General features: G+C 73.2%; 12 protein-coding genes. 4 read left to right on the top strand and 8 right to left on the bottom strand.

Going from position 1 to position 22,564, the window contains the following annotated elements; all coding sequences use genetic code 11:
- Positions 1–3: 3 nt before the first annotated feature.
- From C1I93_RS02055 to C1I93_RS02035, 5 genes are all read right to left on the bottom strand, one after another.
- The gene (locus C1I93_RS02055) at positions 4–681 is read right to left on the bottom strand and encodes a hypothetical protein (RefSeq protein ID WP_111241474.1); all 678 of its coding nucleotides are present in this window, start codon (positions 679–681) and stop codon (positions 4–6) included.
- A 120-nt stretch (positions 682–801) separates the two neighbouring features.
- Positions 802–1,062, bottom strand: a complete 261-nt coding sequence (locus C1I93_RS02050) for an acyl carrier protein (protein ID WP_111241473.1) — start codon at positions 1,060–1,062, stop codon at positions 802–804.
- 2 nt (positions 1,063–1,064) lie between these two features.
- Positions 1,065–4,169, bottom strand: coding sequence for a non-ribosomal peptide synthetase (locus tag C1I93_RS02045; protein ID WP_212808447.1), 3,105 nt, complete (start codon positions 4,167–4,169; stop codon positions 1,065–1,067).
- 31 nt (positions 4,170–4,200) lie between these two features.
- Positions 4,201–5,730 carry a class I adenylate-forming enzyme family protein gene (locus tag C1I93_RS02040; RefSeq protein ID WP_181444972.1) on the bottom strand — a complete coding sequence of 510 codons (1,530 nt, stop codon included), beginning with the start codon at positions 5,728–5,730 and terminating at the stop codon, positions 4,201–4,203.
- A gap of 1 nt (position 5,731) precedes the next feature.
- Positions 5,732–11,224: a non-ribosomal peptide synthetase/MFS transporter gene (locus tag C1I93_RS02035; RefSeq protein ID WP_111241472.1), complete on the bottom strand. Its 5,493-nt coding sequence runs from the start codon at positions 11,222–11,224 to the stop codon at positions 5,732–5,734.
- Positions 11,225–11,361: 137 nt separating this feature from the next.
- Between C1I93_RS02035 and C1I93_RS02030 the strand changes: the two genes are divergently transcribed.
- The gene (locus C1I93_RS02030) at positions 11,362–14,193 is read left to right on the top strand and encodes a condensation domain-containing protein (RefSeq protein ID WP_111241471.1); all 2,832 of its coding nucleotides are present in this window, start codon (positions 11,362–11,364) and stop codon (positions 14,191–14,193) included.
- Positions 14,194–14,247: 54 nt separating this feature from the next.
- Here C1I93_RS02030 and C1I93_RS02025 read toward each other — a convergent pair whose 3' ends face one another.
- The gene (locus C1I93_RS02025) at positions 14,248–14,859 is read right to left on the bottom strand and encodes a TetR/AcrR family transcriptional regulator (protein WP_111241470.1); all 612 of its coding nucleotides are present in this window, start codon (positions 14,857–14,859) and stop codon (positions 14,248–14,250) included.
- A gap of 79 nt (positions 14,860–14,938) precedes the next feature.
- On the opposite strand from C1I93_RS02025, the gene C1I93_RS02020 reads away from it, so the two are divergent.
- Both C1I93_RS02020 and C1I93_RS02015 read left to right on the top strand, forming a co-directional pair.
- Positions 14,939–15,880 (top strand): NADP-dependent oxidoreductase, encoded by a 942-nt coding sequence (locus tag C1I93_RS02020; protein WP_111241469.1) that lies wholly within the window; start codon positions 14,939–14,941, stop codon positions 15,878–15,880.
- A gap of 57 nt (positions 15,881–15,937) precedes the next feature.
- Complete coding sequence (locus C1I93_RS02015; protein WP_111241468.1) at positions 15,938–16,465, top strand: DinB family protein; 528 nt, start codon at positions 15,938–15,940, stop codon at positions 16,463–16,465.
- A gap of 7 nt (positions 16,466–16,472) precedes the next feature.
- On the opposite strand, the gene C1I93_RS02010 is transcribed toward C1I93_RS02015, so the two are convergent.
- The gene (locus C1I93_RS02010) at positions 16,473–16,946 is read right to left on the bottom strand and encodes an SRPBCC family protein (RefSeq protein WP_181444971.1); all 474 of its coding nucleotides are present in this window, start codon (positions 16,944–16,946) and stop codon (positions 16,473–16,475) included.
- Between the two features lie 190 nt (positions 16,947–17,136).
- On the opposite strand from C1I93_RS02010, the gene C1I93_RS02005 reads away from it, so the two are divergent.
- The gene (locus tag C1I93_RS02005) at positions 17,137–19,965 is read left to right on the top strand and encodes a M36 family metallopeptidase (RefSeq protein ID WP_223256168.1); all 2,829 of its coding nucleotides are present in this window, start codon (positions 17,137–17,139) and stop codon (positions 19,963–19,965) included.
- Between the two features lie 45 nt (positions 19,966–20,010).
- Here C1I93_RS02005 and C1I93_RS02000 read toward each other — a convergent pair whose 3' ends face one another.
- A complete protein-coding gene (locus tag C1I93_RS02000; protein ID WP_181444970.1) occupies positions 20,011–22,404 on the bottom strand; it encodes a tetratricopeptide repeat protein in 2,394 nt (797 codons plus the stop codon).
- Positions 22,405–22,564: the final 160 nt, after the last annotated feature.

The following is a 22,564-nucleotide window of genomic DNA, read 5'->3' as shown; positions in this document are numbered from 1 at the left end:
CGGTCAGCCGCCGGAACCTTCGGCCTCGCCGTCCGGCGGCAGGCCGCCATCGTCGTGGCCGCCGTCGAGGTGCACATGTTGGTGACCGTTGCCGGCGTCGATGTTGAGCTGGTCGAGCTGGGTGGCGGCCACCGACCAGGTGGTGGCGGCAAGCGCGGCCTGCCGCGCCGCCAGCGCCACCTGCTCCGGCCGCCGGTCGGCGGGGAGGTTCCCGGCCAGGGCGATGGTGTCGACCGCGACGGCGGCCTGTTCCACCGCACCGCGCAGGCCACCACGGGCGACGTTCGTCGCGGTCATGCCCGACGGCGGGTCGGCGAACTGCGCGGTGAGCCGTTTCATGGCCTGTTGCCACTCATCGACCCGGGCCGCCTCGGGCACCCGTCCGGCTTCCGACTCGTCTGTGACGGCGGCCAGGATGGGCCCGAGTTCCGCCCCGGTCCGGCGGGCCATGTCGGTGAGTTCGACGATCTGCTGCGCATCACGCTCGGCATCGGCCGCGCGCAGTTCCGCGATGCCGGCCTCGGTCGCACCGGGCCGTCCCACGGCATAACCGACAAGCCCGCCGAGCAGGGCCAGCACCACCGCCACCGCGGCACCGGCCGCGAGCACCCGGGCCGAGGGTCTCCCCGGACGGGCCGACGGCGTCGACAGGTGGGAGGGCCGGCCGGTTCGACGGGACATGGCACCCCTCGCATCGAAGACTGTAGGGATCGTGAGCCTAATCCCTGGGCGGCGGCAGGTCGATGCTTGTGCATGCCGCACCCCGCCTCAGCCAGCACCCCGCCTCAGCCGCGCCCCGTCTCAGCCGCCGTCCACCGGCTGGGCGACGGCAAGCAGCGCGACCAGGTCGTCGAGGGTGTCCACGGGGCGGCCGGCGACGTTCAGCTCGACCTCCACGCCGTACTCCAGCTCGATCGCGTCGACCAGGCGCAGCAGCCCGAGCGAGTCGACGCCGAGGGCGACCAACGAGCCACCGGCGAGCACGTCGGCTGCTGACACCTCCCCCGCCGTGGCCTCGGCGACCAGCTCGGCGATCCGCTCGCGCCGCTCGCTGTCAGTCATGGTCAGGCTCCCTCTGTGGACTGCCGGACGATCTCGGCGATCTCGGCGATGGTCGGGGTGTCGAAGAAGGCGTCCAGCGGCACTTCGACGCCGAGCCGCTGTTGGATACGGCCGCTGATCCGGGTCACCGTCAACGAGTGTCCGCCCAGGTCGAACAGGTCCTCGTGCACGCCGATCTCGGGAATCCGCAGCACCTCCTGCCAGATCAGCCGCAGCTGCGCCACCACCGGGTCGGCGGTGTCGGCGGGCACGTCGCCGGATCGCCGCCCGTCGACCACGCCGCCTGAGGCAAGGACGTCGGCCACCGCGTCCCGGTCGGCCGGGGCGGGCAGGGCCGCGCGGTCGACCTTGCCGTTGGGGCTCAACGGCAGCCGGTCGAGCGTCACGTAGTCGGTGGGCAGGGCGGCCTGCGGCAGGCTCGTCGCCAGGTGCCGGCGCAGCTCGGCCGGCTCCGGAGTGACGCCCGCCCGGGGCACCAGGTACGCGACGAGACGGGCTTCGTCGACCTCCGGCCGCAGCACCGTGACCGTCTCGGCCACGCCGGGATGGTCGAGGAGCCGGGCCTCGATCTCCCCCAGTTCGATCCGGTGCCCCCGGATCTTGACCTGGTGATCGGTACGGCCGAGAAACTCGATCCGGCCGTCCGGCAGCCACCGGCACCGGTCACCGGTGCGGTACCACCGCTCACCGGTCCGACCGTACGGCTCCGGCCCGAACCGCTCGGCGGTGAGGTCGTCGCGGCCCAGATAGCCGGCGGCCAGCCCGGCACCGGCCAGGTACAGCTCGCCGGGCAGCCCTATCGGCACCGGCCGCTCCGCCTCGTCCAGCAGGTACGCCCGCACGTTCGGCAGTGGCCGGCCGATGGTGACGTCGGCCGGGTCGGCGGGAAGATCCGCCATCGTGGCGTACACGGTGGCCTCGGTCGGCCCGTACCCGTTGATCAGCCGGGCGGTGCGGGCCCGCAGCTCGCGGGCGAGGGTGACCGGCAGCGCCTCGCCGCCGGCGACCGCGACCAGCGGTTGCGCACCGGTGACCGCCGCGGCGCCGAGACCGGCCGCCAGCAGTACCCGCCAACCCGACGGCGTGGCCTGGACGTGGGTCACACCGGCGGCGCGGATCAGCGCCAGCACGCCCGCGCCGTCCACCGCGCGGAGGGTCGAGGCGACAACCACCTGCCCGCCGGTGACCAACGGCAGGAACACCTCCACCGTGGAGATGTCGAAGGACAGCGAGGTCAGGTGCAGCCAGCGGTGCGCCGGCCCGGCGGCCAGCAGGTCCCGCACGCCGAGCAGCGTGTTGGCCAGCGCCGCGTGCCGGACCGCCACGCCCTTCGGCCGACCGGTGGAGCCGGAGGTGTAGAGCACGTAGGCCAGGTCGTCCGGTGCCGGCCGATCAGCGGGCTGCGCCGGGATCGGACCGTCGAGCAGCTCGACGGTGTCGAGGGCGAGGACCGGCCGGTCCATCGGGGTGGCGGTCTCCGTCACCACCAGGGCCGGGGCGGCGTCGGCGAGCACCGCCGCCTGCCGGGCGGGCGGATGGGCCGGGTCGATCGGCAGGTACGCGGCGCGGCAGCGCAGCACCGCCAGGATGGTCACCACCGCCCGCCAGGACCGGTCCAGCGGTACGGCCACCCGGGCGCCGGGGCCGACGCCGCGTTGGCGCAGCACGGTGGCGAGCCGGCGGACCGCGGCGTCGAGCTGGGCGTAGCTCAGGGTCCGCTCGCCGTCGACCACGGCGGGCGCGTCGGGGTTCTCAGCGACCCGGGCGGCGAACAGGCCGGGCACCGTCGCCTCGGTGGGATACTCCCGGACGGTGTCGTTGAAGTCGCGGGTGACCAGGTCGAGTTCGTCGTCGGACAGCAGCGGCAGGTCTGCCATCGGCCGGTCCGGGTCGGCCACCACGGCGGCGAGCATGGTGTGCAGGTGACTGCCGATCCGGCGTACGGCGTCGGTGTCGATCGCCGCCGGGCTGTGCTGGAGGCTGACCGTGAGGCCGCTGGGGGCGTCCACGATCTGGATGTGCAGGGCGTTGCGGGCGGCGCCGCTGAACAGCGTCCACTCGACCCGGCTGGTCACCCCGGCAAAGATCGGCTCGGCGCCCCGGCGACGGTAGCCGACGCTGACCGGGGTCAACGCCGGCGCGGGCCGCAGACCGGGCACGGCCTGGGCCAGCGGCACGGACCGGTACCGGTACACCTCGCGAAGCCGGGCGCGCACGGCGCGGACGTGCTCGCGGAAGGTGCCGGCGGTGCCGGTGACGGCGACGGGAAGTTCGTTGACGAAGAGTCCGACCCGGTCGGCCTGGTCGGCGGTACGGGTGGACAGGGCCACCCCGACCGGGACGCCCTGGTTGCCGTACCGGGCCAGCACGGCGTGCAGCACCGCGAGGAGCAACTCGAACCGGGTCACCCCGACCGAGCGCGCGGTCGCCTCGACGCCGTCGACCAGGTCGGTGGCGAGGTCGACGGTGACTGCCGCACCGGGCTCCGCGCCGGTGGGCACCCGACGCAGACCGGGCAGGAGCACGTCGCCCGGACCCGACCAGTGCCGTGCCCAGTAGTCGCGGGCGGCGGGCAGGTCGGCGGCGACCCGTTGCTGTTCGGCCGTGGCCAGGTCCGCGTACCCGTCGACGCGGGGCTGGTCGGTCGGCGCACCGAGCCGGGCGGCGGCGTACCCGGCGGCCAGGTCCCGGACCAGCACGTCCTTCGAGGTGCCGTCGAAGACCAGGTGATGTGCGGTGACGAGCAGCAAGTGGGTGCCGTCGACGCCGGCCAGCAGGGTGAACCGGGCCAGCGGGGGTCCGGTCCGCAGGTCGTACCGGCGGGCGATCTCCTCGGCGACGCGGGCTTCGGTCAGCTCACCGAGGCTGACCGCGGGACGGGCCTCGGCCGGTGCCAGGTGTAGGAAGCCGTCGTCGTCGCCGACGATCCGGGCGGCCAGGACCGGATGCCGTTCGACAAGCGTGGCGCAGGCCGCGACGAGGGCGCGACGGTCCAGGCCGGCTCCGAACCGTACGCCCAACGCCATGTGGTACGCGGTGTCGGCGACCCCGGCCTGTTCGGTGAACCAGACGGCGTGCTGCGCGGATGTCGCCTCGGCGGTGCCCACATCTGCTCCCAGGGGGTTGTGCTGGTGGCGGTCAGTTGTCGAACAGGTCGATGAGTTGCCGTTTGAGCACCTTGCCGCCCTCGTTGCGGGGCAGCCGGTCGAGCAGCAGCAGCCGGGCGGGCAGTTGGTAGTCGGCCAGCCGGTCGGCGAGGAAACCGCGCAGCACGGGCAGGGTCAGGTCGGCTGGTCCCGCCGCCGGCCGGGGCACGACCGCGGCGGCCACGGCGGAGCCGAGCACGGGATGCGGCACGCCGACCACGGCGGCTTCGGCGACTAGGGGATGCTCGTGGAGCGCCGCCTCGATTTCGAGCGTGGAGACCTTGAAGGCGCCGGTCTTGACGACGTCCTGGTGCCGGTCGGTGAGGTACAGGTAGCCGTCGGCGTCCACCCGACCGATGTCGCCCATGCGTACCCAACCGTTGTGGAAGGTGTCCCGGTTGGCGGCCTCGTCGCGGTAGTAGGCGCGCGGGACGGGTGCGCGCAGCCAGACCTCGCCGGTCGTGCCGGCGGGCAGCGGTTTGCCGTCGGGGTCGGCGACCATCAGTTGGCCACCGACCGGCCGGCCGACCGCGTGCGGGCGGGCCGGGTCGTAGATCATGGTGGTCTGGGCCGGGGCCGCCTCGGTGGAGGTGTAGTAGTTGACGATGGTGGCCTGCGGGAAGGTCTCGGCCAGTCGGGCCGCGACGGCTGGCGCGAGGGGCGCGGCGGTGGAGCCGATCAGCTGGACGCCGCTGGTGTCCCGGCCACCCAACGCGCCGGAATCGAGCAGTTCGACGGCGATCGACGGGACGACGAAGACGGTACCCGTGCCGGCGGCCTCGATGAGGCGGGCGAACCGCAGCGGAGTGAACCGGGGCAGGGTCAACGCGCCGGCCTTTGCGGTGAGCGCGTTGAGCAGCATGGTCTGCCCGGCGTTGGTGCCGATGGCGAACGCGTGCAGGAAACGCTGCGAGTGCGCCAGGGCCAGCCGGCGCGGATGCTGTGGCGCGCCGACGGTGAGGTTGGCGTGGCTGGCCGCCACCCCCTTCGGGCGGCCCGTGGTGCCGGAGGTGTAGAGGATCTGTGCGAGATCACCCGGGCGAGCGGCCGAGACCTGTTCGTCGGTGCCCTCGATGTCGCTGCCATCACCGGCCGAGCCGTCGGCGGCGGCGGTGAGCAGGTCGGCACAGGCCCAGACCGGCAGGCCGGGCGGTACCGGCGGGGCCCCACCGTCGTCGCCGGAGAGCACGGCGGTGGCCGCGCAGTGGTGCAGCGCGTACCCGAGTTGTCCGGCGGCGAGCCGGTCGGAGAGCGGCACGGCGACGCCGCCGGCCCGCAGCACGCCGCAGTAGGCGACCGCGAACCGGGTCCAGTCGTGGGCACCGAAGTGCAGCCCGACGCGGTCACCACGACGCATGCCCCGGCGCGACAGCGCAGCGGCGACCCGGGCCGCACCGGCGGACCACTCGGCGAAGGTCAGTACGGCCACCCCGTGCACCTCGATGGCCACCTGGTGCGGGTGCAGCGCGGTCCGCCAGTCGAGCAGGTCGGGCACGGTTCGGGCGGTGTTCGGTGTGGTCATGTCAGCCCACCTCGCGGCCGGCCGGCACCGGCTGCGGCTCGACGGAACCGGCGGCCCTGGCCCGCCGTTCCTCGATGCCGACCAGGTCGTCCGGTGGCGCGTCGGGCACCTCGTCGTCGAACCGGGACAACACCGGGGCGGCCAACGACAGCAGCGCCGTCACCGCGATGCAGAGCCCGAACAGCACGTAGAGCAGTCCGTGGCCACGTCCGGGGCCGACGCCGAGCACCACGCCCACGGTGCCGGCCAGCACGCCGTCGGCCAGCAGCATCGGCTCGGCGATCCGGGCGGCGGCGGGGGCCACCAGCCCCCAGCCCAGCGGCAGGGTGGACTGCGCGACCATCTGGTTGAGCGCGAAGACGCGGCCGTGGACGCGGGCCGGCACCTTGGTCTGGATGATGGTGTTGTAGACGCCGTTGACGATGGCGAGGGCCGCGTACATGCCGAACGCGCCGGCACCGATGAGCAGCAGGTTGGGCCGCAGACCGGTGAGTACGGCGGCCACCGCGATGCCGAGGGTGCCGAACAGCACCGCCCGCATCCGGCGGTGCCGCGGGCCGCCCCAGACCAGCATCACCAGGCCGCCGGTGGCCGCGCCGATCCCGCCGGTGAGCGCGACCTGCGCGACCCCGTTGAGGTCGGCGAAGCCGAGCACCAGCGGAGAGAGCAGGAACAACACCGGAAAGAGGAAGAAGTTCAGCGCGGCGAAGAAGGCCAGCATGGCGCGGAACTCGCGGCGGCGCAGCGCGTAGCGCAGCCCGGCGACGATCTCCGCGCCAATGCTCTCGCGGCGTTGCAGGGCCAGGGTGCGGGGGAACTTCACGGCCGCCAGCACCGCGATCGCGAACACGTACGACGCCGCGTCGACGAGCAGGATGCCGCGCAACCCGACGACCTGCAGCAGCGCCACGGCGACCAGCGGCACCACGAACTGGGTGAGGCCGACGGCGGTCTGGGCCAGGCCGTTGGCGTGGCCGAGGAACCGCTTGGGCACCAGTTGCGGTACCGCCGAGACGAAGGCGAGACGTTGGAAGGCCAGTGCCACCGACAGCCAGGCGGTGAACGGATAGAAGTGCCACACCTCGACCCGGTCGGTCAGCACCAGCAGGGCCAGCGCCGCGTTGCCGCTCCCGGCGGCGGCGCAGGCGGTCAGCAGTACGGCCCGACGGCTGAACCTGTCGATCACCGCGCCGGCCAACGGTGCGACGAGCAGGCCGGGCATCAGGGCCAGCACGGCGAAGAGGGCGAACCGGGCCAGCGAACCGGTCTGCGTGTAGATCCAGAGTGGGATGGCGAAGGTGGCCAGTGCGGTGCCCATGCCGGAGACGATCTGGCCGGCGGCGACCAGGGCGAAGCGACGCAGGCTCGGTGGCGGCGCGGCAGCACCGTCGACGGCAGGCGGGCCGTCGGGTCCCCGTTGGGATACCCCGGCGAGTTGCCAGGCGGCCGGAGCAGCAGCCGCACCGACGGTGGCGGCGGACGACGCGGTGGTGAGGTTCCGGTGTACGCCGGTGACGATCTCGGCCAGCTCGGCGGCGCGGTACTTGAGGAAGTAGTGCCCACCTTCGTCGATCACCGCGAGGGCGGTGTGGTCGCTGAGGAAGTGCCACTCCTGGTACCGCTCCGTGTGGAAGTCGGTGCTGCGGTCGCGCTCGCCGACCACCGAGATGACCGGCGCCCGCAGCGGGGTGACCCGCTGCCGCATCAGATCGGTGAAGTACTCCTCGGACACCTCAGCGTCGTGCCGCATGGCCCGGATCAGGAACCGGACCTCGTCGGGTGCGAGCGTCCCGACGGCGGTGCCCTGCGCCTGAAGCCAGGTGCGGTAGATCCGGTCGCTGCGCAGGCGTTCGGCCAGCCGCAGCCGCAGCAGCGGGGCGAGCGGGCCACCAGCGGGACGGGCGAACGGGAAGACCGCGCCCAGGTAGACCGCGACCAGGTCCCGGCCGCCGGCCTCCAACCGGCGGGCCACCTCCACCGCGAGCGCACCGCCGGGACCGCAGTGTCCGTAGAGGATGAGCGGCCCGGTCACCCGGTCCAGGATCTCCGCGACCACCTCGGCGGCGACCTCTCCGATGGGCGCGGGGTCGTCGGCGACGCCGATGTCGTGACCGGGCATGGCCACCGACAGCAGCCGGCACCCGGACGGCAGCGCGTCGGCCAACGGTTGGTACACCACCGCGCTGCCGCCGCCATACGGCACGCAGACCAGGGTGGCGATCCGTTCGGCGGCGGGCACCGGTGGCGTCAGTTCGTGCAGCAGCCCACCGGCGCCGGCACCGTCGCCGGTGACCAGCCGAGCCAGTTCGCGTACGGTGCGGTGCCGGAACAGGTCCATCACGCTCACCGTTGGCGCGCCGCCGGTGAGCACCTTCGGTAGCTCGCGGCGCAGCCGGGCCACCACCTGGGTGGCCAGCAGCGAGTGCCCGCCCAGCTCGAAGAAGTCGTCGGTGGCCCCGACCTCGGTCACCCCGAGCACCACCTGCCAGATCCCGGCAACCAGGGTCTCGACCGGCCCGTCCGGCGGGACCCGCGCACCGGTCGGCGGGGCGTCGGTCGGCTCCGGCAGGGCCGCCCGGTCGACCTTGCCGTGTTCCTGCAACGGCAGCCGGTCCAGCAGCACCCACCGGCTGGGCAGCATGTGCTCGGGCAGCCGGTCGGCGAGCCGGGCACGCAGCCGACCTGGCTCCGGCACGGCCACGTCGGGTGCCGGTTCCAGATAGGCCACCAGCCGGTCGTCGCGCAGCAGCACCGCCGCCTGCCCTACGCCGGCGCACTCCCGCAGGGCGGCCTCGATCTCGCCCAACTCGACCCGGTAGCCGCGGATCTTCACCTGGTGGTCGCGGCGGCCGAGGAACATCAGCTGCCCGTCGTCGCGCCACCGGGCCAGGTCCCCGGTGCGGTAGAGGCGAGACCCGGGCGGGCCGTACGGGTCGGGCGGGAACCGATCGGCGGTCAGGTCGGGCCGGTTCAGGTAGCCACGGGCCAGTCGGTCGCCGCCGATGTACAGCTCGCCGGGCACCCCGACCGGCACCGGGCGCATCCGCTCGTCGAGCACGTACACCCGGGCGAACGGCAGGGGACGCCCGATCGGTACGGCACCGGCGGCTGGCCCGTCGGCCGTCACCTCGTACGTGGTGACGCCGACGGTGGCCTCGGTGGGGCCGTAGTGGTTGAACACCCGGGCCGCGCCGGCAGCCGCGAGCGGGGCGACCCGGTCCAGTTCGGACGCCTCGCCGCCGAGGATCAGCGCGCGGGCGGGCAGCAGGTCGCCCGGTGCGGCGTCGGCGGTCAGCGCCGCCAGATGCGATGGCGTGATCTTCAGGTAGTCGATGCGTCGGGCGCGCAGCCGCTCGGCGAGTTCCGCGCCGGTGCACCGACGGGGCAGCAGGTGCACCGCGCCACCGGTGGCCAGGGCCAGGTAGAAGACGGTGACGCTGAAGTCGAACGACATGGACTGCAACAGCCCGTACCGGGCGGCCGGCACGATCGCGAACCGGTCGGCCACCCCGTCGAGGTAGTGCAGGACCTGCCGGTGCGCCACGGCCACGCCCTTCGGGGTGCCGGTGGAGCCGGAGGTGTAGATGACGTAGGCGAGGTGATCGCCGCTGACGCCGGTGGTGGGGGCGCTCTCGGGCTGGCCGGCGACCTCGGCGGCGATCTCGTCCAGGCAGGCCGTGGTCACCTCGGCCGGCAGCAGGTCCCGCAGGTCGGTGCTGGTCAGCACGAGGGCCGGGCGGGCGTCGGCAAGCATCAGGCCCAGCCGGGCGGCGGGCTGCTCCGGATCCAGCGGAAGGTACGCCCCGCCGGCCCGGAGCACCGCGAGCAGCGTCGCGGCCAGCTCGACCGACTGCTCCAGCAGCACGCCGACCAGCCGGTCCGGACCGACGCCCCGGCCGCGCAGCCAGCCGGCGAGTTGGTTGGCCCGCCGATCCAGCTCCCGGTACGTGAGCACGTCCGGTTCGCCGACCACGGCCGGGGCGTCGGGGGTGGCGGCAACATGCCGGCCGATCAGGTCGGCGAGGGTGCTCGCCGGGCCGGTGACCCCGGTGGTGCCGTCACGATCGGGCCGGGCGAGGGCCAGCGTCCGGGCCAGTTCGGCGGGATCGAGCAGGTCCAGGTCGACCACGGGCCGGTCCGGCTCGGCGACCGCGCCGCGCAGCAGCGTCTCGAAGCTGGCGGTCAGCCGCCGTACGGTCGCGGCGTCGAACAGGTCGGTGTTGTAGACGAACATGCCGTGCAGCCGGTCGCCGCTCTCGCTGACGTACAAGGACAGGTCGAAGCGGGCGGTGGCGGCGTCCGTGCCCACGCCCTCGGCGTGCAGGCCGGTGGGCCAACCAGCGCCACCCTGGCCGTAGTTCTGCAGGGTGAACAACACCTGGAACACCGGCGTACGGCTGACGTCCCGGGCCACGTTGAGGTCGGCCACCACCCGCTCGAACGGGATCTGCTGGTGGGCCAGCGCGCGTACCACGGTGCCGCGGGTACGCCGCAGCAGCGCCGCGAAGCCGGGTTCGGCGGCGGGGGCGTCCGCGCTCGCCCCGACCGGCGAGAGGTCGGCGCGCAGGGCCAGGGTGTTGACGAAGAGGCCGACGAGGTTCTCCAGTTCCGGCGTGACCCGACCGGCAACCGGGGTGCCGATCGCGAAGTCCCGCTGGCCGGTGTACCGGAACAGCACCGTTTGCAGGCCGGTGAGCAGCGTCATGTAGAGGGTGCCGCGGTGGGCCCGGCTGAGCCGCCGCAGCCCGTCGGTGAGGTCGGCGTCGAGAGTGAAGCGGTGGCTGGCACCGGCGTACGACTGCACCGCTGGGCGGGGCCGATCGGTGGGCAGTTCCAGCGGGGGCACCCCGGCCAGCACCGCCCGCCAGTACCCGAGTCCGGCCCCGGCCTCCGGCCCGTCCAGCCGGTCCCGCTGCCAGGCGGCGTAGTCGAGGTAGCTGGTCGCCGGGGCCGGCGGGGCGGTGCCGCCGTCGCGCAGCGCGCCATAGCTGGCCGCGATCTCGCCGAGCAGGATGTCCAGCGACCAACCGTCGCTGACGATGTGGTGCATCGCCAGGTTCACCAACTGGTCCTCGGCGCCGATCCGGACGACCAGGACCCGCAGCAGCGGAGGATCGGCGAGGTCGAACGGGGTGCCGACGGCGGTGGCGACCAGCTCACGGGCCTCGGCCACCCCGGCGGCGGTGGTGACCGTGACCGGTGTGTGCACCTCGGGCAGCACCTGCACCGCCGGTTCGCCGTCGGCGTTCTCGGTGAACCGCATGCGCAGGCTGTCGTGCCGGGCCACGGTCGCGTCCAGGGCCGCGCGCAGCAGGTCGACGTCGAGCGCCCCGCGCAGCCGCACCGTCGTGTAGACGACGTACGCGGCGGTCCCCGGCGTGAGCTGCTCGGTGAACCAGATCCGTTCCTGACCGAACGACAGGCGGGGTTCGGCGGTACTTGTCGTCTCCGGCGAGCTGGCACGGACCTGCCCAGGAACGTCGAGATAGGTCACCCAAAGCCTCGATCCGACTACGGATTGGAGCCAGTAGTCTGCCCCGCGGATCCAACAGGTCGGATCGGCTGATCGGTCCACTGTGTAACCCTCAATCGATCGATCCGGCGGCGGAACGGCCCGTCGTACCGTCGAGAATGCGATTCGCCGACATGGTCGTCCCCGCCGAGTGGGCCGCCGATCCGTTGCTGTGTGCCGAGTTCACCGGCGCGGGCGCCGGCCCGGCCCCGCTGACCTGGGCCCAGCAGGTGCTGTGGCGCTCGATCACCAAGTTTGGTTCCAACCACCGCTTCCTCAACCTGCGGCGTACTGTGCCGGTGTCGGCGCGGGCCGGCGTGGACGTGGCCGCCGCCACCCGCGCGGTGGCCGCGCTTGTCGGCCGGCACGCCTCGCTGCGTACCCGGCTCCCGCTGGCCGACGGCGAGCCACGCCAGGAGACGGCTGCGGCCGGAACCCTGCCGCTGCTGGTCAGCAGGGGCACGGGCGACGGCGGCCAAGCCGCCCGGGAGGCCGCCGATCGCCTCGGTGACGTGGCATTCGACCACGCGGTCGAGTGGCCACTGCGGGTGGCACTGGTGACGGTCGACGATCGGGTACGGCAGGTCGTGGTGGTGTTCAGCCACACCACAGTGGACGCCCACGCGGCCGAGGTGGTGCTGCGTGACCTGCGGCTGCTCCTGCTGCGCGGCGGCCTGTCCAGCCCACCCGGCCTGCAGTCGACAGATGTGGCACGGCGTCAGCACGGCGTCGACCGGCGGCGCTCCGATCGGGCGGTGGCGCACTGGTTGCGGGAGTACCAGCGGCTTCCCCAGGATCCACTGACCCCGACCGGCCCTGGACTCGATCCGCCGTTGCGCCGCGGCGTCCTGGTCTCCGCCGCGCTCGACACCGCCGCCCGGCTGATCGCCGCCCGGCACCGGGTCAGCGTCTCCGCGGTGCTGCTGGCCGGCTATCACGCGGTGGCGGCAGGCGGCTGCGGTCGGATGGTCTCGGGCCTGTTCCCGATGGCACACAACCGGTTCCGGACCGAGTACGCGAACGCGGTCGCCAACCTCGGCCAGATCGGCTTCTGCGTGGTGGACCTGGCCGACCGGCCCGATTTCAGCGAGCTGCTGGCCCGCGTCTGGACGGCCTCGCTCGACGGCCTCCGCCACGCGTACTACGAGCCGCCCGCGCTGCGTCGGGCGTTCGAGGAGCAGGGCATCGGGTTCGACTCGGCGTTCCTGCCGCACTACTACTTCAACGATGTCCGGTTGGCCGTCGGTGCCGGCGAACCGGTGCCCGAGACCAGCCGCGGCGAGCTGCGGGCGGCCATGGCGGGCAGCACGTTCTCCTGGACCGCCGGGCTCCACCAGGCGTCCTGGCATCTGCTGGCGCACGTGGTGGACGAGCCCGGCGGGGTGGGCGTCACGTTGACCGCCGACACCCGGCACCTCGCCATGGACGCCGTCGAGCCGTTCCTGCGACAGCTGGAGGAGTTGCTGGTCGAGGCGGCCTTCGCCGAGGTGCCGTGGCCCTGGTCGACGGCGGGCACCAGGGTGCCCGACCGGGCAGCGGCCGGCGTCGGCGCGCTGGCCGGCGAGGAGGTGGCGTACGACGCGTCGTTTGCGGGCGGGCGGAGCGCGAGCGCGCCACTCACCTGGGGGCAGCGGGCGATGTGGCGCACCATCGACGAATTCGACTCGCCCGCCGGCTACCGCGTGCTGAGCGTCGCCCGTACCCTGACCGTTCCCGCGCGGGCCGAGGTGACCGTGCCGGCGGCGCTGCGGGCGGTCGGCGCCCTGCTCGGCCGGCACGAATCGCTGCGCACCCGGTTCCGCCGCCGCGACGACGAGCTGCACCAGGAAGCGGCGGCGACCGGGCGGCTGGCCGTCCTCGTCCACGCCGTGCCGAGCCCGCCGGACGATCCCGACGGCCGGTCCGCCGCCGCCGGCCTGACCGCACGGCTACGCGAGTCGCGCTTCGACCACGTCGCCGAGTGGCCGCTGCGGGTCGCGCTGGTCACCGTCGATGACCGGGTACGCCAGGTCGTGCTGGTCCTCAGCCACGCCACTGTCGACTTCCACGCCACCGAGATCGTGCTGCGTGACCTGCGGACGCTGCTGCTGCGCGGCTCGGTGGACACTGTGCCCGGCCCTCAGTCGGTGGATCTCGCCGGTCGTGAACGCGACGTGGAGCAACGGCGCTCGCGGCGGGCGGTGGCCTACTGGGTCCGGGAAGTGGACGGGCTCGTCCCGAGCTTCTCCGAACCGGTCGGGCCGGCACCAGCACCCCGCTACCGGCGCGCGTCGCTGGTCTCCGCGGCGGTCCACCACGCGGCGCGACTGATCGCCGTCCGGCACCGGGTCAGCACCGCCAGCGCGCTGCTGGCGGCGACCGCCGCCGGCCTCACCGGAAAGGGCGGGCAGGCCGGGTGCGGAATCGTGGTGATGGCGAACAACCGCTTCCAACCCGGGCACGACCGGGCCGTCGCCACGCTCAACCAGATCGGGCTCTGCCGGCTCGACCTGGCCGACCGGCCCGGCTTCGCCGAGCTGCTGGTCCGGGCCGCCCGGTCGGCCCTGGACGCCTACCGGCACGCCTACTACGACCCGGCCGAGTGGGAACGCACCTTCACCGAACTGGGCCACGACCACCGGACCTTCCTGGCCCCGTACTGCTATCTCAACGACGCCCGGATCGCGCGCGACGTCGACCCGGCAGCGGCGGGCCCGGACGAGACCGCCCTGCGGGCGATGGTCCCCGACAGCGACCTCCGCTGGCTACCGGAGTTGGAGCGGTTCCCGTGGCGCTGCCGGATCCAGGTGCTCGACGCGCCCGGGGCGGTCGAGCTGGTCGTCACCGCCGACACCCGGTACTTCCCGGCGGAGCGGGTCGAGCCGTTCCTGCGCGGCGTCGAGGCGCTGCTGGTCGAGGCGGCCTTCGGCGACCTGCCCTGGCCGTGGTCCCCGGCTCCGGGGGGATCATGAGCCTGATCCTTCCGGCGGCGGCAGGTCGCTGCTTGGGGCCTGCCGCACCCCGCCTCAGCCGACCTGCCCCGGCTCCGGCGGGGGCGTTGGCAGGGGACGTACGCCGTGTGGGCGTAGGCCGTCGAAGATGATCGCCAGATAGCGCCGCCAGAGCCCGGCCGGGGCGGCCGGCACGAAACTTGCCACGTGGTTCGGCGCGCACATCAGCAGGATCACGTCGGTGGCGGTGATGTCGGTGCGGATCGCGCCCGCCGCCTGCGCCCGCTCGACCAACACGGTGATCTGGGCGAACAGCCGCGCCCGGGACTCGCTGAGCCGGGCGTTGACCTCGCCTGACTCCCGCAGGAACGACAGGTCCAACTGCTGCTGCCGATCGGCGGCGGCGTCGAGGAACTCCAGCAGGGCGGCACCCGGGTCGGCGGCGGCGGTCAGCCGGCGAGCCAGGGCGGCGAGGTCGTCGACCCGGTCGAGGACGACTGCCGCCAGCAGGTCCTCCTTGGTCGGGAAGTGGCGGAACACGGTGCCCTTGCCGATGCCCGCGCGTCGGGCGATGTCGGCGACCGACGCCTCCAGGCCCCGATCGGCGAACTCCGCCTCCGCCGCGGCCAGCAACGCCGCGCGGTTGCGGGCGGCGTCGGCCCGCAGGTGGCGGTCGGTGCTGGTCACCGGCCCACCCTAACAAGTTGACCGGGCGGTCCGGTTAAGGCTAACGTGACCGCACGGTCCGCTTATCGGAAGGACAGCGATGAAGGCGATTGTCGCCACCGGCTACGGGCCACCCGAGGAGTTCACCCTCGCCGATGTGCCGGTCCCCCGACCCGGTCCCGGGCAGCTCCAGGTGCGCATCGCCGCCGCGTCGATCAACCCGCTCGACGTACGCCTGCCGGGTGGACAGCTCCGAGGCGCCGTCGACCTCGCCTTCCCGCACGTGCCCGGCAACGACTTCGCCGGCACGGTCAGCGAGGTCGGCGCGGGCGTCACCGGGTACCAGGTGGGCGACGAGGTGTTCGGGCACGGCGTGCCGCGCGCGTTGCGGGCGATGCTCGGCATCCGCCGGCCGAGCCTGACCACCGGCACTCTCGCCGAGTACGCCGTCGTCGAGGCGGACACCCCGTTCATCACGCACCGCCCGGCGGGCCTCGACGTCGCCGACGCGGCCGCGTTGCCGACAGTCGGGCTCACCGCCCGCGCCCTGATCGCCACCGCCGCCCCGAAACCGGACGACACCATCCTGGTCGTGGGGGCCAGCGGTGGTGTCGGCACCACCCTGTTGCCGCTGCTGCGCGGCGCGCGGGTGATCGCCACCGGGCGCCCGGAGGACGCGGCACCGCTGCGAGCCGCCGGCGCCACCGAGGTGATCGGTTACGACGACGACTACCCGAGCGCGGTCGACCTGGCCTTCAACCTGGTGCTGCCGAACGACCGGGTGGCACCGGTCGGGCGGGCCCTGCGGCCCGGCGGGCGGCTCTACACGATCACCGTGCCGCCGCCGGAGCCGGACCATCTCGACCGCGACGATGTGCACGTCGAGCTGGTGCTCGATGTGGAGGGACGGTTCGGCGGGATGCGCGAGGTCGCCGAGCTGACCCCGACGATCGGTCGCCGCTACCCGCTCGACGACGGGGTGCGGGCACTCACCGACTTCGCCCGCCGGCACACCTTCGGCAAACTCGTGGTCACCACCTGAGCCGCGCGGTCCGGTAAACCGTTCGACCATTCCGCCGTCGGATGTGACGATCATCCGATGCCCGCCCCCCGACGCGATCTGCTGCGCTGGCAGTTCGAGCTGACCTGGTCGCTGTTCGAGTACCACCTCGACCGGCTGGAGCCGGCGCACCTGCACTGGGAGGCCGCCGGGCACTCCTGGGCGGTCCGCCGGGACGCGGACGGCAGGTGGACACCGGACTGGGCCGAGACCGAACCCGATCCGATCCCGGTCCCCACGGTCGCCTGGCTGACCTGGCACATCGGCTGGTGGTGGAGTGTCGCCACCGACCACCTTCAGGGACGGCCACCCCGGGAACGCACCGAGATCCATTGGCCCGGCGACGGCCCCGCTGCCATCGCCTGGCTGCGCGAACTGCGCGCCGAGTGGCTGACCGTGCTGGACCGGCTCAGCGACGCCGACCTCGACGCGGTCGCGCCGTTCCCCTGGCCGCACGACCCGCAGCACACGATCGGGCACATGCTCGGGTGGGTCAACGCCGAGCTGATGAAGAACGCCGCCGAGATCGGCCAGCTCCGCCTGCTGCACGAGGCGCAGACGCCCTGACCACCGCCTACCGGGCGGCCATCCGGCGGGTCAGTTCGGTCGCCCGGTACGCCGCGACCTGACGTGCCTGCGACGCCACGAACCGCCGCAGCGGCGCGGGCGCGAAGGCGCTGATCTGCTCGCGTACCCGGGTGCCGTCCGGCACGGCGGTCAGGTCCACCACCGCCCGCAGCCGGACCCACCCCGGGCTGCGTACGTCGCTCACCAGTTGTTCGCCGGGGCGCGTCGCCACCATCCGGACCCGGATCCGGTTGTCCCACCGCAGCGGCCCGACCAGCCGGAACCGCTCCACGGCGAGGTAGTCGACGCTCTCGCGGCCCTGCGTGTCATGACCGGGCCGTACGTCCCGCACCGCGACGATCAGCGGGGACAGTCCGATGTAGCTGTGCGGATCGCTCAGGTGGCGGTACACCACGTCCGGCGGAGCCGCGACGACAGCGGTGGTCTCGAAGGCGATGGGCGGCGTTCGATCCTCGGGCACGCCCCATGGTGTCACGCCCGAAGAGCACACCGGGCGAGCAGGACAACTGTCGGCCGGGGCAACGAAACATGCAGATCATTGACCATGCAGTCAGGCACGCCGTAGCTTCTACGTGATCCACATCGCGGCGGATCGTCCGCGTCGTGGATCGGCGCTCCATGCTGTCCTTTCCACCCCCGAAGGAGCAGAAGTGCCCCGACAACTCCATCGTTCCCGCTTCCGCCGCCACGCCGTGGTGCTGCTCTCCACCACCCTCGTCGCCTCCCTCACCACGCTCACCGCGCGGCCCGCCTCCGCCACCGAGGAAGCCGCCCCGGCGAACCCGATCTTCCTCACCGGCCCGAACGAGGGCGCCCCCGAGGAGATCGCCACCCGCTACCTGCGGGCCAACCCGGACCGCCACGGCGTCTCCCTGGCCGACCTGGCCGACCTGGCCGTGCTCTCCCGCCAGACCAGCCAGCACAACGGCGTCACCCACGTCAACCTGGTGCAACGCCACCAGGAACGGGAGATCTTCGGTGCCACCGCCACCGTCAGCATCGCCCGCGACGGCAGCGTCGTCTTCGTCGGCGACACCCTCGTCGCCGGCCTGACCGGCACCACCTCCGGCAGCGCCGACCTCGACGCGGTCGAGGCGGTGGCGGCGGCCGCCGACGCGCTCGACCTGCCCGATGTGCGTAGCCCCCGGGTGGTGAGCCGCGCCGGTGGGGCCGCCCAACCCACTGTCGTCAGCGGCAGCGGCATCTCCGACCAGCCGATCCCGGCGAGGCTGGGCTGGCACCCGACCGACGACGGCCTGCGCCTGGCCTGGCAGTTGGTGATCGACGACTCCTCCGACGTGCACCTGTGGAACGCCACTGTGGACGCGGAGACCGGTGACCTGCTCGACGCCGACGACTGGACCACCCAGGAGAGCGTGGAGGAACTGTCCACCACGCTGGAGCAGGTCTCCGGCCGGAACCTGGCCCACCGCCATGGCCACGGCAAGCGGCTCGGCTCGCCCGACCCGGTCACCGACGGCTCGAGCTACCGGGTGTACGGCTACCCGACGGAGAGCCCGAACGACGGACCGCGCAGCCTGGTCACCAACCCTGCTGACGGACTCGCCTCACCGTACGGCTGGCACGACACCGACGGCGTGGCCGGTGCCGAGTTCACCACCACCCAGGGCAACAACGTGCACGCCTACCAGGACCAGGACAACAACAACGCGCCGGACTTCGGCAGCAGCCCGGACGGCGGGCCGTCGCTGACCTTCGACTTCCCGCTGGACCTGCGGGAGAACCCGCAGAGCTACCGGGACGCGGCGACCGCGAACCTGTTCTACTGGAACAACATCATCCACGACGTCTCCTACCGGTACGGCTTCGACGAGGCATCGGGGAACTTCCAGGCCAACAACTACGGTCGCGGCGGCGTCGGCGGCGACTACGTCCGGGCCGAGGCGGCCGACGGTGGCGGCACCAACAACGCCAACTTCTCCACCCCTGCGGTGGACGGGGTGGGCACGCCCCGGATGCAGATGTACCTGTGGCCCGGCAACCAGTTCGGCGCCCAGAACCAGGTGGTGCTCGACGGCGTCGGCTCGTACGACGCCTCCTGGGCCCGCTACAGCCCGGCGGTGACCAACGCGGGCCTGCCCGGACGCCAGTTCGTGTACGCCGGCACCGGCTGCAACGCCGCCGCCTACCCGGGCACGTTGCCGGCCGGCGGCTGGATCGCGGTGGTCGACGGCGGCACCACGGCCTGCACGTACCTGCTGCGGACCCAGGTCGCCGAGTCGCTGGGTGCCGACGCGGTGGTGGTGGCGCACAACGCCGCCGGGGCCGCGCCGGTGCTGACCGGCGCCATGACGACCGCACCGGTGACCATCCCGGCGGTGGCGGTGACCCAGGCCGACGGCGAGGCGATCAAGACCGCGATCGCGGCCGGCACCGTCAGCGGCAGCCTCCGCAAGCACCCGGACCACCCGGGCATGCGCGACGGTGACCTCGACGCCGGGATCGTCATCCACGAATACGGTCACGGCATCTCCAACCGGCTCACCGGCGGCCCGGGGATCAACTGCCTCACCGGCAACGAACAGATGGGTGAGGGCTGGAGCGACTTCTTCGCGATCACCACGCTGCTCGACCCGAAGCTGGACACCGCCGAGGGCGCCCGCGGCCTGGTGCCGTACATCCTCTACCAGGACGACCGCAGCGGTGCCGGCCTGCGGCCCCGCCCCTACTCCCGGAACATGGAGATCCAGCCGTTCACCTACGACAGCATCAAGACCGGTGGCTGGCTCAACGGCACCTCGCTGGCCGCACCGCACGGCATCGGTCACGGCTGGGCCGCCGTGCTCTGGGACATGACCTGGGACCTCATCGACCGGCACGGCCTCAACCCGAACGTGTACGGCGCCTGGAACAGCGGCGGCAACAACCTGGCCATGCAGTTGGTGATGGACGGGTTGAAGTTGCAGGGTTGCGGGCCGGGCTTCGTCGTCGGCCGCAACGCCATCATCGCCGCTGACGCGGCCCTCACCGGTGGGCAGAACTCCTGCACGCTGTGGGCCTCGTTCGCCCGCCGCGGGCTCGGCTACAGCGCCGTGCAGGGCACCACCAACCGCGACGACAACACCGAGGCGTACGACACGCACCCGTCCTGCCGTGGCGACTTCGTCGGCCGCACCGCGCAGCCGGGCCTGAACACCGCGACGGCGGGTAGCGCCGTTCCGATGAAGTTCGACCTGCCGAAGTACCGCGGGCTGGACATCCTGGCCAGCGGCGCGCCCTACTCCCGGCTGGTGGACTGCGAGACGCTGCGCACCGTCAACCCGGACGGCTCGATCACGCCGCGACCGACCCCGGTGGCGGCGAACAGCCCCGGCAAGTCAAAGCTGTCGGGCAACCGGAACGGCACGTACATCTTCCCGTGGAAGACCGAGCGGGACTGGGCCGGCACCTGCCGGGAGTTCGTGCTGACCCTCGACAACGGAGTCCAGCACCGGGCCTACTTCAAGTTCACCGACTGACCGTGACCACCGTGGCTCCCGGGGGCGTGCCCCCGGGAGCCACTGCTATTGCGGCGGCTCGGTCAGGCGGTCCAGGCCGGTGCGGGCCCGGGCCTGCTGTTCGAGCCGACCGATCGCGGTGGCCAGGGCGAGGGCCTCGGTGTGCCGGGCGATCGCGGCGTCCCGGTGGCCCAGTCCGCTGAGGGCCTCGCCCAGCCCGTTCAGCACACAGGTCTCGCCGTAGCGTTCACCCACCTCGCGGAAGAGCGTGAGAGCCTGGTCGTAGTGCCCGACGGCGTCCGCGTACCGACCCAACAGGACGTACGCGTCACCCAGGTTGTTCAACGCGGTCGCCTCGCCGCCGCCGTGTCCCAGCTCCCGAAAGACCGTAAGCGCCCGTTGGAGCTGCGCGATCGCCGCCTCGGGGCGGTCCAGCCGCAGACTCACCTCGCTGAGGTTGGTCAGGGTGTTCGCCTCACCCACCCGGTCCTCGATCTGCACGAAACGCTCGAGCGCCTGGCGATGGTAGGTGGCCGACATCTCGTACTGCCGGCTGGTGCTGTGCACCACGCCCAGGTTGCCCAGCACCCGGGCCTCGCCACGGATGTCCTCCGCCCGGCGGAACAACGGCAGGGCACGTTCGAGCTGTTCGATGGCGTCGGCGAAGCGCCCCTGCTGCCAGTGGCCCACCGCCAGGTTGGTGAGCGCGGTGGCCTCGGCCGCGCCGTCACCGAGCAGCCGGGCGGCCTCCCGGGCCTCGGCGTGCACGGTCAGCCCGTCGGCCGGATATCCGCCGTTGTCGAGGTAGGAGTACAACAGGCCGGCCAGCCACACCGCGTGTTCCGGCCAGCCGTTGCGGGCCGTGTACTGGCAGACCGCGACAAGCGTGGCGCGTTGCGCGTCCAACCAGAGCAGCGCGGTTTTCGGGTCGTCCAGCCGCGGGTCGCCGGGGGGCCGGGGCGGCAGCGTGGGCCGGCGGTGCCGCTCGGCCGGATAGAGCGCGTCCATGGCCGCCGCCGCGCTGTACAGGTAGTGATCGAACAGCCGGGTCAGGGCGGCGCGGCGGTCCGCCGGCCGGTCCTCTTCCCGGGCCCGGTCCCCCGCGTACGCCCGGACCAGGTCGTGCAGCACGTACCGGCCGGCGGCGGGCTGTTGGACGAGGTACTCGGCGCCGAGCTGACGCAGATGGCCGGCGGTGCTCTGCGGGTCGGCGTCGAGCAGCGCGGCGCAGGCGTGCACGTCCAGGTCGGGCCCGGGATGGCCGGCCATCCGCCGGAGCAGCGCCTGCCGCGGCTCGGAGAGATTCTGGTACGACAGATGTAGCGCGATCTCCACACCGGTGTCGAGCCGCCGGTGCCTGTGGCGTTCGTCCAGGCGGTCGGCGTGGTCGGTGACCGTCCAGCCGGGCCGGGCCGCCATCTGACCGGCGACCACGCTCAGCGCCAGCGGCAGGTGACCGCAGCGCTGGGCGACCCGTTGGCGCGCCGACGGGTCCGCGCCGACCGAGATCCCGGGCACCGACCGGACCAGCAGTTGTTCGGCCTCGGCCGCGGTGAACAGCCCGAGGTCCAGGTGCGCGTCGGGCTCCAGGTGCGCCTCGGGCTCCAGGTCGGCGATCCGGCGTCGGGAGGTGATCAGGGTCAGGGTTCCGGTGCCCGCCGGCAGCAGCGGCCGTACCTGGTCGGCGCTTGCCGCGTTGTCGAGCACGACCAACGCGCGGCGATCCGCGAGGTGGGCCCGGAACAGCTCCGTACGCGCGGCGAGCCCGCGTGGGATCTCGTGACCGGAGACGCCCAGCAGGCGCAGGAAGCCGTCCAGCACCGCGGCCGGTTCGGCCGGGGGTTGCCCCGGGTCGGCGTGGAAGCCACGCAGGTCGACGAAGAACGTCGTGTCGATACCGCCCTCGGCGACCAGCAGGTGGCCGAGGTGCACCGCGAGCTGGGTCTTGCCGATGCCCGCCATGCCGGCGAGCACACACACGACGGGCCCCCGCCCGGATCCGGCCGCCGTGTCGACCGGCACCGTGGCCAGCCGCCGGAGCTGCGCCAGCTCGGCCTGCCGGCCGGTGAAGGCGGCCACGTCGTCCGGCAGGTGGTCCAGCACCCGCACCTGGGCCGCCGCCGTCGTCTCGGCGAGGCTGACCCGCAGTGCCTGCCGCCAGTGCGCGAGGTATCCGGTCTCGTCGTGCAGCGCTTCCACCACCGCGAGCACGAGGTCGGTGTTGATCCGACGCCGGTTGCCCTTGAAGCAGTCGACGACTGTGCCCCGGCGGGCCAACTCGTGGTCGGGGCGGCCGGCGGCCCGCCAGCGCGCGTTGACCCGTCGGGTGATCGTGTCGTACGACGGATCACCGGCCCAGATCTTGAGCGCGCGCAGACACCCGATCAGTTCGGGGAGACTGTGGGCTGTCCCCGGGTCGGGCGGCCCTTCGGGCGCTCCGGCGGGCCTCGCTGGATCCATGGCAGCCTCCCCGGGGCGCAACGATACCAATGCCGCCATTCGGATTCGTTTGGAGTTCGCCGCCCGCGACCGCAGGCGTGGTGGGATCGTCGCGGTCGGCCGGCACGCGGAACGGGGGGCGTGGCGGCCGACCGCACAAAAGGTGAAAATGGTGAAAGCC

The sequence above is a fragment of the Micromonospora endophytica genome (genome assembly GCF_003236305.1).
GTDB classification, from domain to species: Bacteria; Actinomycetota; Actinomycetes; order Mycobacteriales; family Micromonosporaceae; genus Micromonospora; species Micromonospora endophytica.
Note: the sequence above shows the minus strand (reverse complement) of the source record. Positions and strands in the feature narration are given on the sequence as shown.